Here is a 14,731-nt window from a genome sequence, read left to right on the forward strand (position 1 = left end):
GATTCCCGCGCGAGCCCGGTCCCCGTGGCGTCCTGATGAGACCGGGGCTCCCGGCCAGTACCGTGAAGACACGAGAGCTGGTCCGAGCTGCCTTGTCTGCCCTGTCGGTCGGAGGAAGCGATGAACGCGGACGGGAGCCAGGGGTCCGGGCAGCACCTGCCCCGACTGCGGCTCGATGAGCTGCTGGGCGAGCTGCAGGTGCGTATCGACGCGGTGCGCGGCACCAGGGACCGCCTGCACAGCCTGCTGGAGGCCGTCCTCTCGGTCGGGCGGGAGCTGGACCTGCCGCAGGTGCTGCGCAGCATCGTGGAGGCCGCGGTGGTGCTCGTGGACGCCGAGTACGGGGCGCTCGGCGTCATCGGCGGGGACCGGAAGCTGTCCGAGTTCCTGACCGTCGGGATCGACGACGAGCGGCGCGCGCGGATCGGGGCGCTGCCCAGCGGGCACGGGCTCCTCGGCGAGCTGATCCGGCACCCGGTGCCACTGCGGCTGCCGGAGCTCTCGCGGCACCCGGAGTCGTACGGCTTCCCCGCCCACCACCCGCCGATGCACTCGTTCCTCGGGGTCCCGATCCGGGTGCGCGACGAGGTGTTCGGGAACCTCTACCTCACCGAGAAACGCAGCGGAACGCAGTTCGACGCCGAGGACGAGTCGGTCCTGTCGACGCTCGCGGTCGCGGCCGGGGTCGCCATCGAGAACGCGCGGCTGTACGAGGAGACGCGTCTGCGCGAGCGGTGGCAGCGGGCCAGCGGGAAGGTCACCAGCGTGCTGCTGACCGGAGCGCCCGGCGAAGAGGTGCTGGAACTGATCATCGACGAGGCGCGGAAGATCGTCTGCGCGGACATGGGGATGATCGCCGAGCGGGTGCCCGGCGAGGAGGCCCTGCGGCCGGCACTGGCGGTCGGCCTCGGTGCGCGCGAGCGCGGCGGCCTGGTGCTGTCCTCCCGGGACGGTCTCGTGGGAGCCGCGCTGGCCACGGCCGAGCCGGTGGTCAGCACCGACCTCGCGCACGACCTCGCGCACGGCGCCCGGCCGGGCGCGGACGCGGCGCCGTGGGCCGGTCTCGGGCCCGTGGTGGCGGTGCCGCTGGGGACCAGTGGAAAGGCGCGCGGAGTGCTGCTGCTGGGGCGGGAACCGGGCGGCGTGCCCTTCGGTGACGCGGACACCGGTCCGCTGCTCGGGTTCGCCGACCAGGCCGCCCTGGCCCTGGAACTGGCCGAACGGCGCCGGGACGCGGAACAGATCGCGCTGCTCCAGGACCGTGACCGCATCGCCCGCGACCTCCACGACCTGGCCATCCAGCGGCTCTTCGCGGCGGGCATGACCCTGCAGAGCGCGCAGCGCTTCATGGAGCATCCGGAGGGGAGGGAGCGGCTGACGCGGACCGTCGACGACCTCGACGACACCATCAAGATCATTCGGTCCACGATCTTCGGTCTGCGCGCGCACGGCGCGGGTACCGGGGAGGACAGCGGGCTGCGCGGCCGGGTCTCGCAGGCGGTGACGGCCTCGGCCACCTCGTTCGGGTTCTCGCCCGCGCTGCGGATCGAGGGACTCGTGGAGACCGACGTCCCCGGCGAGATCGCCGACCACGCCGTCGCGGTGCTCGGAGAGGCACTGAGCAACGCGGCCCGGCACTCCGGGGCACGGGCCGTGGACGTCCGGCTCCGGTGCGGCGGAGGCGAGTTGACGCTGACGGTGGCCGACGACGGCCGCGGGGTGCCGCCCGGGGCCGGGCGCAGCGGGCTGCGGAACCTGGAGGAGCGTGCCGTCGCCCTGGGCGGATCCCTGACACTCGGCGAGAGGCCGGAGGGCGGCGGTACGCGGCTGGTGTGGCGGGTGCCGGTGGCCCCGGCCGACCCGCGGACGGCCGGGAGACCGGGGGGCGTCCGAGACGGTGGTCCAGGTGGTCCAGGTGGTCCAGGTGGTCCAGGTGGTCCAGGTGGTACAGGTGGTGCCGGGCGAGGGCCTGCGGGCGTCCCGGACCGGTGATGTCGCGGTGCCGTGCCTCTGCCGGAGCACGGGGCACGGGGCACGGGGCACGGGGACTACGGGGCCGCGGGACACGCGCGCCACGGGGCACGGCGTACGGGACACGCGCGCCATGGGGCACGGCGCACGGCGCACGGCGCGTCAGCGTGCGGAGCGGCCCGTGGTGTCCGGATTCTCCAGGTGGCTGGCCAGGACCGCCGCCTGCACACGCCGCTGGACACCGAGTTTGGCCAGCAGCCGGGAGATGTGGTTCTTCACCGTCTTCTCGGACAGGTACAGCTTCTTGCCGATCTCCCGGTTGGTGAGTCCGTCCCCGATGAGCGCGAGGATGTCGCGCTCGCGGGGCGAGAGGCCGGCGAGCTCGGGAGCGAGGGCCGGCTCCCCGGCCGGGTCGGCGCGCAGCGACCGCATCAGGCGGGCGGTCGTGGTCGGATCCAGCATCGACTGGCCCGCGGCGACCGTGCGCACCGCCGAGACCAGGTCGGAGCCCTTGATCTGCTTGAGCACATAGCCCGCGGCCCCGGCCATGATCGCGTCGAGCAGCGCCTCCTCGTCGTCGAAGGACGTCAGCATCAGACAGGCCAGACCCGGCATCCGACTGCGCAGCTCGCGGCAGACGCCGATCCCGTCGCCGTCCGGCAGGCGTACGTCGAGGACGGCCACGTGTGGGCGCAGCGCCGGGCCGCGCACCAGCGCCTGTTCGACGCTGCCCGCGTCGCCGACCACCGAGATGTCCGGCTCGGCGTCCAGAAGATCGGTCAGGCCACGGCGTACGACCTCGTGGTCGTCCAGCAGAAAGACCCGGATCGGGTTCTCTTCCGTGAAGGCACGCGCCTCGGCCATGACGACCCCTTGTTCCGTTGCTCCCTGGCGGATGTTCCCCGGCGGACCGCCGATCGTTCCCCGGGCGGACCTGCGTCCCGGAGCACGAGCGACCGTGAGGACGATGATCGCCTTCCGGGCGCGGGTGCACCAGGGCCGACCGGTCCAACCCGGGCGACGAGGCCCGCCGGTGTCAGCCGAACGGGCCGCTGCCGTAGGGCGCGTACAGGTCGAGCAGCCGTGTCCTGGCCGACCGCAGCCGTCGCGCCACGGTGTCCCCCACCCACTCGGCCACCGCCATTCCCAGCACCGGGTCGTCCTGGCACATGGCCCTGACCTCCCCGGCGTCGAACTCGAAGGCGCGCACAGGACTGGTCGTCTCGGCGCCGAGATGCCAGATGTGGGGCCGGAACAGCCAGGACCAGCCGATGAGCTCGTTGTGCCCGAGGGTCTCGATGACGGCCGCGCGACGGCCCGGTACGCGCAGGTCGAGCGTGACGGTACCGGTCCGGATGATCCAGAACCGGTCGGCGCGCCTGCCCTCCTCGAACAGACGGGTTCCCTGGGGGAACGACACCTCGCGAGCGAGACGCATCAGATGCTCGCGGTGTTCGACGGGCAGTGCCCGGAGCCTGGTGAATGTGGGAGAAGCGTTCATGTCCCTGTCTCTTCCTGACGCGTGGCCCTGCCGCATTCACACTCTCCCCGTCCCGCGACCGGTGCCAGGGGCCACCCGGCCCCGGGCACCGGGCCGCATGGCATCGGACGGGACGGCCGCCGTGGCCCGTCCGCGTGCCGCGGACCGCGGGTGGCCGCCCTGCCCCGTCCGGCCGGCGAAGGGGTCCGACCGGCCCAAGCGGACCGCGTCCAGCACGGTCACGCTGGTCGTACGAGGCCGCCTCGACCTCGTACGACCGCTCCGCACGGCCGGTCACGACGATCGGAGCCGCCGACCGGACACCGGCCGGCGCCCCGGCAGGACGGGGACCAGGGCCTCCGCCCGGACGGGGACCAGGGCCTCCGGCAGGACGACGACCAGGGCCTCCCGACAGGAAGAAGTGAAGGCCATGTCCCGACAGATCCCGCCGGACACGGTGTCCCCGGCAGCGGACAGCGCACAGGGCGACATCGGGCGCCGTATCGCCCGGCGACGTGAGGAACTGGGTCTGACCAGGGAGGAGACCGCCGACCGGGCGGGCACGGCTCCCGGTTACATCCGGTACATCGAGGACCAGCCCACGGCCACCCCGGGCGTCGGCCTGCTCATCCGGCTCGCCGACGTCCTGGAGACCAGCGTGACGGCCCTGCGCGGCGGTGACGCCGACCCGTCGCCCGGCGTCGGCCGGGCCGGTGGCCACCCCGAACTGCTGGTGCTCGACACCGAGGAGTGCCGGGCGCGGCTGTCGACGCACGGTGTCGGAAGACTGGCCGTGGACACGCCCGGCGGCCCGTACATCGGCCCGCTGAACTACAGCGTCGTGGACGGCGCGGTGGTCTGCAGGACGGCACCCGGCTCGACCCCCGCCGCCGCCGACGGAGCCCGGGTCGCCTTCGAGGTCGACCACATCGACGAGGAGCTGAGCCAGGGCTGGAGCGTGCTCGTACGCGGCCTGGCCCACACCGTGACGGACCCGGCCGCCGTACGACGGCTGGAGGAGCTCGCGTACAGCGCGCCCTGGGTGGGCGGCGAGGGCCTGGTGTGGCTTTCCATCGACACCGCCGACATCTCCGGACGCCGGATCAAAGTCGACCCGTGATGTATTCCGACGACGGCTTCCGTGAACTCGGCCGGCAGGAGTGTCTCGTCCTGCTGGTCAGGGCGCCCGTCGGCCGCATCGTGCACACGCGTCACGCCCTGCCCGCGGTGCTGCCGGTCACCTTCTGCCTGGACGCCGACTCCGCCGTGCTGCTGCGGACCGCGGCGGGCTCGGACCTGGCCCGTTCGGTCGACGGCGTGGTCGTGGCCTTCGAGGCGGACGAGGTCGACGCCCGTGCGCGCTCGGGCTGGAGCGTCGTCGTCACCGGCCGCGCGACGGTGGTGACCGACCCCGCCGAACACGGCAGGCTGTCCCGTACCGGCCCCCGCTCCTGGGTCGCCACACCCCGCGACGTCTTCATCCGCATCGAACCCGAACTGGTGACCGGCCGTGAACTGGTCGGCGGACGCACGGCGTACGGAGTCGACCTCTCCCTCTGAAGCGCTCGCCCCCCGGGGAACCATCCGGCCCCCGAACACCGCTCCTCCTGGAAGGACCGACCTCCGACAACCCCAGCCGCCCCCCCACACACACAAGTCCTGCCCCCCCACACACAAGTCCTGCCCCCGAGACGGACCGACCCCCGAGAAGGACCGACCCATGCGCATCGTCGTGGCGCTCGGCGGCAACGCCCTGCTGCACCGGGGCGAAAGCCCCGACGCGGCCGTTCAGGAAGCCAACGTCGACCGGGTCACCACCGCGCTCGCCGCCCTCGCCCACGAGCACGAGATGGTCATCACGCACGGCAACGGGCCACAGCTCGGCCTCCTCGCCGGCGAGAGCGCGGCCGACCCCGCCCTGAGCGCCCCCTACCCGCTGGACCTCCTGGGCGCCCAGACCCAGGGCATGATCGGGTCCCTGCTGGCCCGCAGCCTGCACGACGCGCTGCCCGGCCGCCGGATCGCCGCGCTGGTCACGCACACCCTCGTGCGCGCCGACGACCCGGCCTTCGACCACCCCACGAAGCCCGTCGGCGCGGTGTACCCACGGGACGTGGCGTCGTCCCTCGCCGCCGGGCGCGGCTGGCACTTCGCCGCGGCCGGCACGGGCCGGCGTCGCGTCGTGCCCTCCCCGGAGCCCGAGCGGGTGTGGGAGACGGACACCGTGCACGAGCTGCTGAGGGGCGGCACACTCGTCATCTGCGCCGGCGGCGGAGGCGTGCCCGTCACCGCCGACCACGACACCGGCGCGCTGACCGGCGTGGAGGCCGTCGTCGACAAGGACCTCACCGCGGCGCGGCTCGCCGAGGACCTGGCGGCCGACTTCCTGCTCATCCTCACCGACGTGCCCTGCGTCTACGCCGGCTATCGCACCCCCGGGCAGCGGCCGCTGCCCGGCGCCACGCCCGCCGAGCTGCGCCGGGGCGCCTTCACCGAGGGCTCCATGGGTCCCAAGGCCGAGGCCGCCGCGCGCTTCGTCGAGCGCACCGGCGGACCGGCGGCGATCGGAGCCCTGGACGCGGCGTACGAGATCGTCCACGGCAGGTCCGGCACGCTCGTGCGGCCGGACCTGCCCGTCGAGTGACGCGTTGCCCACCGGGTGATCCGTTGGCTCACCCTTGGCACGGCGTGAGTCGGCCGGGGTGGGCCAATGGTCCTCCGGATCCGACCTCTGTTGAGCCAGGTGGGCCGCGGATGGTGTGATGTCCCCATCGACGGCGCTGCGGAATCCCGCGGCGCCTTTTCCATGCCGGTTCGGCCGGGCGGTGGTGAGAGGGCGGGGCAGTGCTCAAGAGGGTCTTCATGGCGCCGGATCCAGGACGGCTGCGGCTGCGCAACGCCTCCCGGGCCGTCCTCGGAATCGGTCTGGCGGTCGCCCTGTGCGGCCTTGCCGGCCGGGGACTCGTGGGGGCCGTGGCCGGCGGCCTCGCCGCGCTGCTCGCCCTCTTCACGGTGACCGACGCGACCGTGCGGGGGCAGGCCGTCACCACGGCCCTGCTCCCCGCCGTGGGCTTCCCCGTCCTGGCCCTCGCCGCCGGGCTGCACGAGCACCCGGTCGCGAGGGACCTGGCCTTCCTGGCGGTCGTCGGCGCCGGCGTGTACGCGCGGCGGTGGGGGCCTCGGGGTCACTCCCTGGGCGTGTTCGCGTTCATGACCTTGTTCATGGCGCAGTTCCTGCACGCCGTCCCCCGGCAGTTGCCCGGCCTGTACGCCGCGGTGCTGCTCTCGCTCCTGGCGTCCTCGCTGGTGCGCTTCGCCCTGTGGTGCTTCGAGAGGCGGCTGCCGCCCGGCGCGACGCCCCCCGCACCGCACGGAAGGGGCTGGGCCAGGCCGACCACCCGCCAGGCGCTCCAGGCGACCGTGGGCGCCGCCTTCGCGCTGGCGGTGGGCCAGTGGCTGTCGCAGGACCGCTGGTACTGGGCCGTGGGCGCCACCTGGTGGATCTTCGTGAACACCGCGTCGCGCGGCGAGACGCTGGTGCGCGGGTTCCGCCGGGTGCTCGGCACCGTGCTCGGCATGGCGCTGGGCCTCGTCGTCGCGGTGCCCCTGCACGGCGCGCCGGTCCCGAGCACCGTTCTCGTCGCGGTGTGCGTCTTCGGGATCTTCTACGCGGCCGCCGTCTCGTACACCTGGATGATGCTCGCGGTGACGTTGATGGCCGAGTTGCTCTACGGTCTGCTCGGCGTGCTGGACCCGGGGCTGATCGTGCTGCGGCTCGCGGAGACCGGCGTCGGCGCGCTCGGCGCGGCGCTCGGCGTCGCGCTGATCCTGCCCCTCACCACGCACACGGTCACCGACCGCTGGGTCGAGCGGGCCCTGCACGCGGTGCACGGCTGCACCGCGGCCGCGACCGCACGGCTCGCGGGGGACGAGACCGCGGACCCCGCCCTCCATGCGGGGGAGCTCGAAGCACTTCTGGGGCGCGTGCGGATGGCTCTCGCGCCCCTGGTGCATCCCCTCAACCCCATGCGGGCGCGCAAGGCGCGGGCCCGTCAGGTGCTCGCCCTGCTGGACGACTGCGCCCGTGAGGCACACGGTCTCGTGGCCGTCGCCGGGGACCCGGACGCCTCCCACGACGCCCGGCTGACGGCTGCCTGCCGGCGCGTGGAGACAGCGGTGGAGTCCCTGGTCGGAGCGGTGCCGGAGCGTGCCCTGACGGCCGACCCGGGGGTGCCGGGCCTGCACCCGGGCGCCGAGCAGGCGCTCGCCCACCTGCACGGCCTGGAACGGGCGCTCGTCGAGCTCGCCGCGCCGCTGCGCGGCTCCCGGCCCCTGCGTGTCTGACAGCGGGCGCGTGCGTCGGGCATGGGCCAGGGGCAAACCAGCCTCGTGGACAGGACGGATGTACGTGCCACGCGGATGGTGGATCACCGTGCGGGTGGGGTAACCCCGCCGCTATCAGACGCACGGGAGCCGCGGACCGTACGGGAGCGGCCCGCGGACGGAGGAGCCGCTGGGGGGCGCCATGCGGGACATGTCGCGCGTAACCGGACACGGGGAGCGCTTCGCGGACGAGGGGAGCGCGCCGTGGCCCGGCGGGCCGGGTGGATGGCTGGACCGGCTGGACCGGCTGGTGGCCGGACCTCGCCGGGACGACGACGGGACGGACGAGCCCGTGGACGAGACCGACGACCACCGGGACCGGCTTCCCGACGACAGCCGGGACCGGCTTCTCGACGACAGCCGGGACCGGCTTCTCGACGACCACCGGGACCGGCTTCCCGACGACAGCCGGGACCAGCGCCGGGACGGCAGCCGGGACCAGCGCCGGGACGACCGTGGCGACCGGCGCCGGGACGGCCGCCAGGATCCGCGTCGGGACGGTCCGGGGGACCGGCACGGGGACACCCGGCGGGGTCAGCCCGCGGGTGACTCCCCCAACCACCTCCCCGGCAGCCACCGGGATCAGCTCGTGGACGGCCCCGGCCTCCGGGAGCAGCTTCCCGGCGGACAGCGGACGGAACGTACGGAGTCCCGTCCGCCGCGCGCGCGGGCCGGCACGGAGCCTCGTACCCGCCCAGACCCCGCTGCCACGGTTCAGGTCCCAGCCCGGGTCTCCGCCCCGGTGCCGGTACCGGGCCTTCACGGTCGGCCGGCCGGAGGCCCCGCGACCGAGGCGCGCTCCTGCCCGGGGCAGGCGTCCCGCCCGGACCGGACCGCGCCGTGGACCGGCCCCGAGGCGCCCGGCACCGTGCCGTGGACCGGGCCCGGGACACCCGGCGCGACGGAACGCACCCTCACGAGTCCACGGCGCACGGCGTACGAACTGCTCCGCGCCGCCGCCGAGTTCCTCACCCTCCATCACACCGAGCAGCGTCTCGGCGACCCGTCCCGCCGCATCGCCGCCGCACGGGCGGAGATCGCCGGGACGGGCACCTACCGCCACACCACCGAGGAACTGGTCTTCGGCGCCCGTGTCGCCTGGCGCAACGCCAACCGGTGCATCGGGCGCCTGTACTGGCACTCGCTGCGGGTCCGCGACCGCAGGGAGGTGCGGACGGCGCAGGACGTCGCCGACGCCTCCGCGGACCACCTGCGGGAGGCCACCCGCGACGGCCGCATCCGAGCGCTCATCACGGTCTTCGCGCCGGACGAGCCGGGCCGACCCGGCCCGCGGATCTGGAACGAACAGCTCATCCGGTACGCCGGTTACGCACGCCCCGACGGGAGCGTGACCGGCGACCCGCGCAACGCCGGGCTCACCGCGCTCGCCCGGCGCCTCGGCTGGCCCGGCGGTCCGGGCACCCCCTTCGACGTCCTGCCCCTGGTGGTCCAGGGTGCCGGCGAAGGGCCCCGCTGGTTCACGCTGCCGGACGACGCGGTGCTCGAAGTACCGCTGGAACACCCCGAGTACACCTGGTGGCGCTCGCTCGGACTGCGCTGGCACGCCGTGCCCGCGCTGGCCAACATGTGCCTGGAGATCGGCGGCATCTGCTACCCGACGGCCCCCTTCAACGGCTGGTACATGGGCACCGAGATAGGCGCGCGCAACCTCGCCGACGCCGACCGCTACGACCTGCTCCCGTTCCTCGCCGAACGTCTCGGCCTCGACACCCGCACCGACCGCTCCCTGTGGAAGGACCGGACGCTCGTCGAACTCAACCGCTCGGTCCTGTACTCGTTCGACCGCGCGGGCGTCACCGTCACCGACCACCACACCGAGTCCCGGCACTTCCTCACCCACCTCGGCCGCGAGGAGCGCAAGGGCCGTCGCGTCGGCGCCGACTGGTCGTGGATCGTGCCGCCCATCTCCGGCAGCGCCACACCCGTCTTCCACCGCACCTACGAAACGGTGGAGCAGCGACCCGCGTACGTGCACCACCCCGAGGCGCACGAACGGGCGCGCGGCGGCACTGGGGAGATCCTGGTCTAGACCGCAGGCCGTCGACTGCTACCGTCGGCCCCGGGCAACGCGGGGACCGAGAGGGGTCGGCAGTGGCAGACGGCGGCAGGCGGGAACACCGGGCGTTCATCGGCTCGTTCACGGCGGCGGGGGGTCCGGGAGTCCTCACCGCCGCCGTGGACCGCGACAGCGGCGCGCTGACCCTTCTGAGCACGGTGGACGGGGTGCCCGATCCCTCGTACCTGGCTCTCTCGCCCACCCGCGACATGCTCTACGCGGTCAGCGAGACGGCCGACGGCGCGGTGGCCGCGTACCGCGTCGACGGCGACAAGCCGGAACCCGCCGGGCCCCTGGTGCCGGTCGGCGGCAGCGGCCCCACGCACCTCAGTGTCTTCGCCGGACACGTCCTCACCGCCAACTACGGCTCGGGCAGCGTCACCGCCGTGCCCGTCCGCGCCGACGGCACGCTGGCCGGCGCCGCCACGAGCGTGCTCCAGCACACCGGTTCCGGACCGCACACCCGGCGCCAGAAGGACCCGCACGCGCATCAGGTGCAGTCCGACCCGAGCGGGCGCTGGGCGGTGAGCGTCGACCTCGGTACGGACTCGGTGCGGGTGTGCACGCTGGAGGGCGGCAGGCTCGCGCTGCACCGCGAGATCGCGCTGCGCCCCGGCTCCGGACCCCGCCACCTCGCCTTCCACCCCCGGGGCGAACACGCGTACGTGCTCAACGAGCTCGCGCCCACCGTCACGGTGTGCCGTTGGAACGCCCTGGAGGGCTCGCTGCGGCCCGTCGGTGAGACGCCGGTGCTCCCGGGCGTCCCGGACGGCGACGCGTACCCCTCGGGCATCGTGGTGTCGCCCGACGGCCGCTTCGTGTGGACCGCCACGCGGGGCCAGGACGTCGTCTCCCTGCTGACGCCCGACCCGGCGGGCGAGGGGCTGCGGCTGGTCGCCTCGGTGCCCTGTGGGGGTGTCTGGCCGCGCGCCCTGGCCGTCGACCCCTCGGGACGCTTCCTCTACGTCGCCAACGAGCGCTCGGGCGACGTGACCTGGTTCGCCGTCGACGCGGACACGGGGGTGCCGCGGCGGGGCGGCTCGGTGCCGGTTCCGGCGGCGTCCTGCGTGGTCTTCGGCTGAGCCGGCCACCGGCCGTACGGCTGCTCGCGGGACCTCGTGGGACCTCGTGGGACCTCGCGGGACCGGGGCGAGGACGCGGGCGGCTGTCCGTGAGGGCGACGGGAGAAGGGCCCGTTCCTGGGATCAGGAGCGGGCCCTTCGGAGTGCGAGAGTCGGAGTGCGAGAGGGTGGTACGGGACCGGTCAGCGGACCGGCGCTCCCTGCGGCTGCTGGGGGGCGATGCCCAGCGCCGCGGTGTACTTGGCCAGCGCGAGCTTGCCGATCGCCGGGTACGGGCCGAGCGCCTCCGAGGCGGAGCAGCCCGCCTCCTTGGCGGCCTCGTCCAGCAGGCCGGCGTCGACCTCCGGGCCGATCAGGTACGGCGCGAGCGCCAGCTGCTGGGAGCCGGAGCCGCGCAGCTGCTCGGCGGTGGCCGCGATCGCGCCCTCCTCGTCGAGCGCCGCCGCCATCACCGGCACGGCGAGGCGCGCGGCGAGCAGCATGCCGGTGATACCGGCGGCCTGTACGGCCTCCTCGCCGCCCACGGAGGCGAGGATGATGCCGTCGGCGGCGGTGGCCACGGTGAACAGCCGGGCGCGGTCGGCGCGTGCCAGACCCGCCTCGGACAGACGCACGTGCAGCGCTTCCGCGAGCAGCGGGTGGGGACCGAGGGCATCGGTCAGGTCGGCCGCGACACGGCTGTCCATGACAGCCTGGCGGATCCGGCGCAGCAGCGCGTTGTCCGGACCGGCGAGCAGCGGCACCACGACGGCGACGGGGCCGTCGGGCTGTGCGACGTCGGAACCGGCGGCACGGGCCTGCTCGAAGCGGGCGGTGCGCTCCTCGGCGGCGCGCGCGAGCACGGACTGCAGCGTGGGGAACTCGGCGTCGTCCCCGTCGAGGTACCCGATGCGGGCGTCGAGGCCGGGCAGCTCGGAGCGCGCGATGCTCACGACCTCCTCGGCGAGGCTGCGCGTGGCCGCGCTGGAGGTGCCCGGCACCGCGAGGACGAGCGCGGGCGCGCCCTCGGGAGCCGCCAGGGGCTCCGGACGGCGGTGCCGCCCGGGCTGGCGGGGTCGCGGCATTCGTACTGGCAGGCCGGACGCGGGCCCAGTGGGGGAGCTCATGGCGCCGCATGTTACTGGTTTCCTGGGCTCCCCTGTTCGGGGAGGGTGCAGGTGAGCGGTATCCGTCCGCTTTTGTCGGATGAGTTACGCACGGATCAGAAATGATCGGTAATGCCGGACATGCCTGTGCGGTGATCCGAGGCCGCCGGGACGAGAGTCAACTGCACTGGTCCGGCGGGCTTGCGCGCGCATGCAGGGCGCCTGCATCTACCAGTAGAGTGACGCAGCGTGGCACCACGACCTTTGTATGAACTTGTCGAAGCGGGCTGGGCGAAGGCTCTCGAGCCCGTGGCCGGGGGCATCGCGACCATGGGGGACTTCCTCCGGGCCGAGATAGCGGCGGGCCGGACCTACCTGCCGTCCGGGGCGAACGTCCTGCGCGCCTTCCAACAGCCCTTCGACGACGTGCGCGTCCTGATCGTGGGTCAGGATCCCTATCCCACGCCGGGCATGGCGATCGGGCTGAGTTTCGCGGTCTCGCCCGAGGTCCGTTCGTTGCCCGGCAGTCTGGAGAACATCTTCCGGGAGATGCACTCCGACCTCGGGCTGCCCAGGCCGTCGAACGGCGATCTGACGCCGTGGACGCGGCAGGGCGTGCTGCTGCTCAACAGGGCGCTGACGACGGCCCCGCGCAAGCCCGCCGCGCACCGGGGCAAGGGCTGGGAGGAGGTCACGGAGCAGGCCATCCGGGCGCTCGCCGCGCGCGGCAAGCCGCTGGTGTCGATCCTGTGGGGGCGTGACGCGCGCAATCTCCGCCCGTTGCTGGGGGATCTTCCGGCGATCGAGTCCGCGCACCCGTCGCCGATGTCGGCCGACCGGGGCTTCTTCGGTTCGCGGCCGTTCAGCAGGGCCAACGACCTGCTGGTGCGGCAGGGCGCCCAACCGGTGGACTGGCAACTGCCGTAGGGCACGGACCCGTTGCGCGGGGCGGGTACCTGCCTCGCGGCAGGGGTTCAGAGCCTTCGACGTCAATGTGACGGCTCCCGGCCTTCGACGTCAGTGTGACCGCTCCCGGATCAGGTCGGCCGCCCTCTCGGCGATCATGATCGTGGGTGCGTTGGTGTTTCCGCTGATGACGGTGGGCATGACCGAGGCGTCGACGACACGGAGTCGCTCGACTCCGTGGACCTCCAGGTCCGGACCGACGACGGAGTCCTCTCCGGTCCCCATGGCGCAGGTCCCCACCGGGTGATACGACGTGGCACTCCACCTGCGGACATGTTCTTCGAGAGCCGCGTCGTCCAGGGAGTCCGGGGGGAACGGGTCGTCGGTGGCGGGCAGAAAGGGCCGTGCCAGGCGTTCGGCGAACGGTGCGCGGTGGGCGATGCCCATGACCGATCTCAGTCCGGCGACCATGACCTTCATATCCGCCGGCTCGTCGAAGTACCGGGGATCGATCAGCGGCGGGGCCTGCGGATCGGCGGACGCGAGGCGGACGGTGCCGCGGGTCCGGGGGTTCAGGGCGGCGCAGTTCATCGTGAACACCGGCCGGTCCGGTACCACCTCGCCGCTGAGGATGAGTGCCGTGGCGCCTCCGGTCAGTTGGACGTCGGGACGGCTGTCGCCGTCCGTCACGTTGAGGAACGCGCCGACCTCGCCGTAGTTGGAGGCGAAGGGCCCGTCGCCGTGGGCACGCCATCGTTCGAGATTCCCCGGGGTGAGGAGGTCCCGGACGATGTCGGTGGAGTTCCGCGTCTCCCACACGACGGGGGCCATCAAATGGTCCTGCAGGTTCCGTCCGACCCCGGGCAGCGGAACGCGGACATCCGTTCCCGTACGGCGCAGCTCGCCGGGATCGCCGATGCCCGAAAGAAGCAGCAACTGGGGGGAGTTGACGGCTCCGCCGCAGAGCAGCGTCTCCATGTCGGCGTGGGCGAACCGCTCCTGACCGTCCAGGAGATAGGTGACACCCGTCGCGCGTGAGCCGTCGCAGGTGACCCCTGTCACCAGGGCGTCGGCGCGTACCGTGAGATTGGGCCGGCCGAGGGCCGGGCGCAGATAGGCGTCGGCCGCGGAGCACCGGCGTCCTTGACGGCACGTCACCTGGTACGGGCCGGCGCCGAGGGGAGACACGCCCGCGAAGTCGTCGTTGGGGTCAAGTCCCCACTCCACGGCGGCGTCCAGCCATGCTTGTGAGAGGTCGTGGGTGTAGACGCGGTCCTCGACGTGCAGGGGCCCGTCCGATCCGTGGTGGGGCCGGCCGTGGCGGCCGTTCGACTCGGACCTCATGAAATACGGCAGGACGTCGTCGTAGCCCCAGCCCTTCGCCCCGTGCTCGTCCCGCCAGCCGTCGTAGTCGTGCCGGTTGCCTCGGATGTAGATCATCACGTTGGTGGATGACGAGCCGCCCAGTACTTTGCCGCGGGGCCAGGAGAAGGCGCGGCCCCGCGTGGCCTGCCCGACCGTCCGGTAGCTCCAGTCGGCGTGCGATCCGAAGAGCATTCCGAGCGCGGCCGGGGTGTGGATGCGTTCGTCGGTGTCGGGGCCGCCCGCCTCGAGGAGCAGCACGCGGACACGGTCGTCGCGGCTCAGGCGGTCCGCGAGCACGCAACCGGCACTGCCGGCGCCCACGACGACGTAGTCGAAGCCTTCGGTTCCGGTGGAAGTCATGATGGCTCCATCACCCGGCCGA

The 14,731-nt window shown here is 73.6% G+C and carries 12 protein-coding genes; 8 read left to right on the forward strand and 4 right to left on the reverse strand.

The window, feature by feature from the left end:
- Nucleotides 1–120 precede the first annotated feature (120 nt).
- Nucleotides 121–1,992, forward strand: a complete 1,872-nt coding sequence (locus ACFVTC_RS01605) for a GAF domain-containing protein (RefSeq protein ID WP_390122811.1) — start codon at nt 121–123, stop codon at nt 1,990–1,992.
- A gap of 141 nt (nt 1,993–2,133) precedes the next feature.
- Here ACFVTC_RS01605 and ACFVTC_RS01610 read toward each other — a convergent pair whose 3' ends face one another.
- Both ACFVTC_RS01610 and ACFVTC_RS01615 read right to left on the reverse strand, forming a co-directional pair.
- Nucleotides 2,134–2,835 carry a response regulator gene (locus tag ACFVTC_RS01610; protein WP_390122813.1) on the reverse strand — a complete coding sequence of 234 codons (702 nt, stop codon included), beginning with the start codon at nt 2,833–2,835 and terminating at the stop codon, nt 2,134–2,136.
- 172 nt (nt 2,836–3,007) lie between these two features.
- On the reverse strand, nt 3,008–3,472 hold the full coding sequence (locus tag ACFVTC_RS01615; RefSeq protein ID WP_390122816.1) for a cyclic nucleotide-binding domain-containing protein: 465 nt from the start codon (nt 3,470–3,472) through the stop codon (nt 3,008–3,010).
- 409 nt (nt 3,473–3,881) lie between these two features.
- Here ACFVTC_RS01615 and ACFVTC_RS01620 point away from each other — a divergent pair, with 409 nt between their 5' ends.
- The 6 genes from ACFVTC_RS01620 (at nt 3,882) to ACFVTC_RS01645 (ending at nt 10,993) form a co-directional block, all read left to right on the forward strand.
- On the forward strand, nt 3,882–4,571 hold the full coding sequence (locus ACFVTC_RS01620) for a helix-turn-helix domain-containing protein (protein ID WP_390122817.1): 690 nt from the start codon (nt 3,882–3,884) through the stop codon (nt 4,569–4,571).
- Nucleotides 4,571–5,011, forward strand: coding sequence for a pyridoxamine 5'-phosphate oxidase family protein (locus tag ACFVTC_RS01625; protein WP_390123731.1), 441 nt, complete (start codon nt 4,571–4,573; stop codon nt 5,009–5,011). The genes ACFVTC_RS01620 and ACFVTC_RS01625 overlap by 1 nt, the downstream gene beginning before the upstream one ends.
- A gap of 160 nt (nt 5,012–5,171) precedes the next feature.
- Nucleotides 5,172–6,095, forward strand: a complete 924-nt coding sequence (locus ACFVTC_RS01630; RefSeq protein WP_390122818.1) for a carbamate kinase — start codon at nt 5,172–5,174, stop codon at nt 6,093–6,095.
- A gap of 200 nt (nt 6,096–6,295) precedes the next feature.
- Entirely contained in the window at nt 6,296–7,795 is a 1,500-nt protein-coding gene (locus ACFVTC_RS01635; protein ID WP_390122819.1) for an FUSC family protein, read from the forward strand.
- 982 nt (nt 7,796–8,777) lie between these two features.
- Nucleotides 8,778–9,884, forward strand: a complete 1,107-nt coding sequence (locus ACFVTC_RS01640; protein WP_390123733.1) for a nitric oxide synthase oxygenase — start codon at nt 8,778–8,780, stop codon at nt 9,882–9,884.
- 62 nt (nt 9,885–9,946) lie between these two features.
- Nucleotides 9,947–10,993, forward strand: a complete 1,047-nt coding sequence (locus tag ACFVTC_RS01645; RefSeq protein WP_390122821.1) for a lactonase family protein — start codon at nt 9,947–9,949, stop codon at nt 10,991–10,993.
- Nucleotides 10,994–11,175: 182 nt separating this feature from the next.
- On the opposite strand, the gene ACFVTC_RS01650 is transcribed toward ACFVTC_RS01645, so the two are convergent.
- Complete coding sequence (locus tag ACFVTC_RS01650; RefSeq protein ID WP_390122823.1) at nt 11,176–12,099, reverse strand: sirohydrochlorin chelatase; 924 nt, start codon at nt 12,097–12,099, stop codon at nt 11,176–11,178.
- Nucleotides 12,100–12,327: 228 nt separating this feature from the next.
- Here ACFVTC_RS01650 and ACFVTC_RS01655 point away from each other — a divergent pair, with 228 nt between their 5' ends.
- A complete protein-coding gene (locus ACFVTC_RS01655; protein ID WP_390122825.1) occupies nt 12,328–13,005 on the forward strand; it encodes a uracil-DNA glycosylase in 678 nt (225 codons plus the stop codon).
- A 90-nt stretch (nt 13,006–13,095) separates the two neighbouring features.
- On the opposite strand, the gene ACFVTC_RS01660 is transcribed toward ACFVTC_RS01655, so the two are convergent.
- On the reverse strand, nt 13,096–14,709 hold the full coding sequence (locus ACFVTC_RS01660) for a GMC family oxidoreductase (RefSeq protein ID WP_390122827.1): 1,614 nt from the start codon (nt 14,707–14,709) through the stop codon (nt 13,096–13,098).
- Between the last annotated feature and the right edge of the window lie 22 nt (nt 14,710–14,731).

The sequence above is a fragment of the Streptomyces sp. NPDC057950 genome (assembly GCF_042887295.1).
Taxonomy (GTDB): domain Bacteria; phylum Actinomycetota; class Actinomycetes; order Streptomycetales; family Streptomycetaceae; genus Streptomyces; species Streptomyces kaempferi.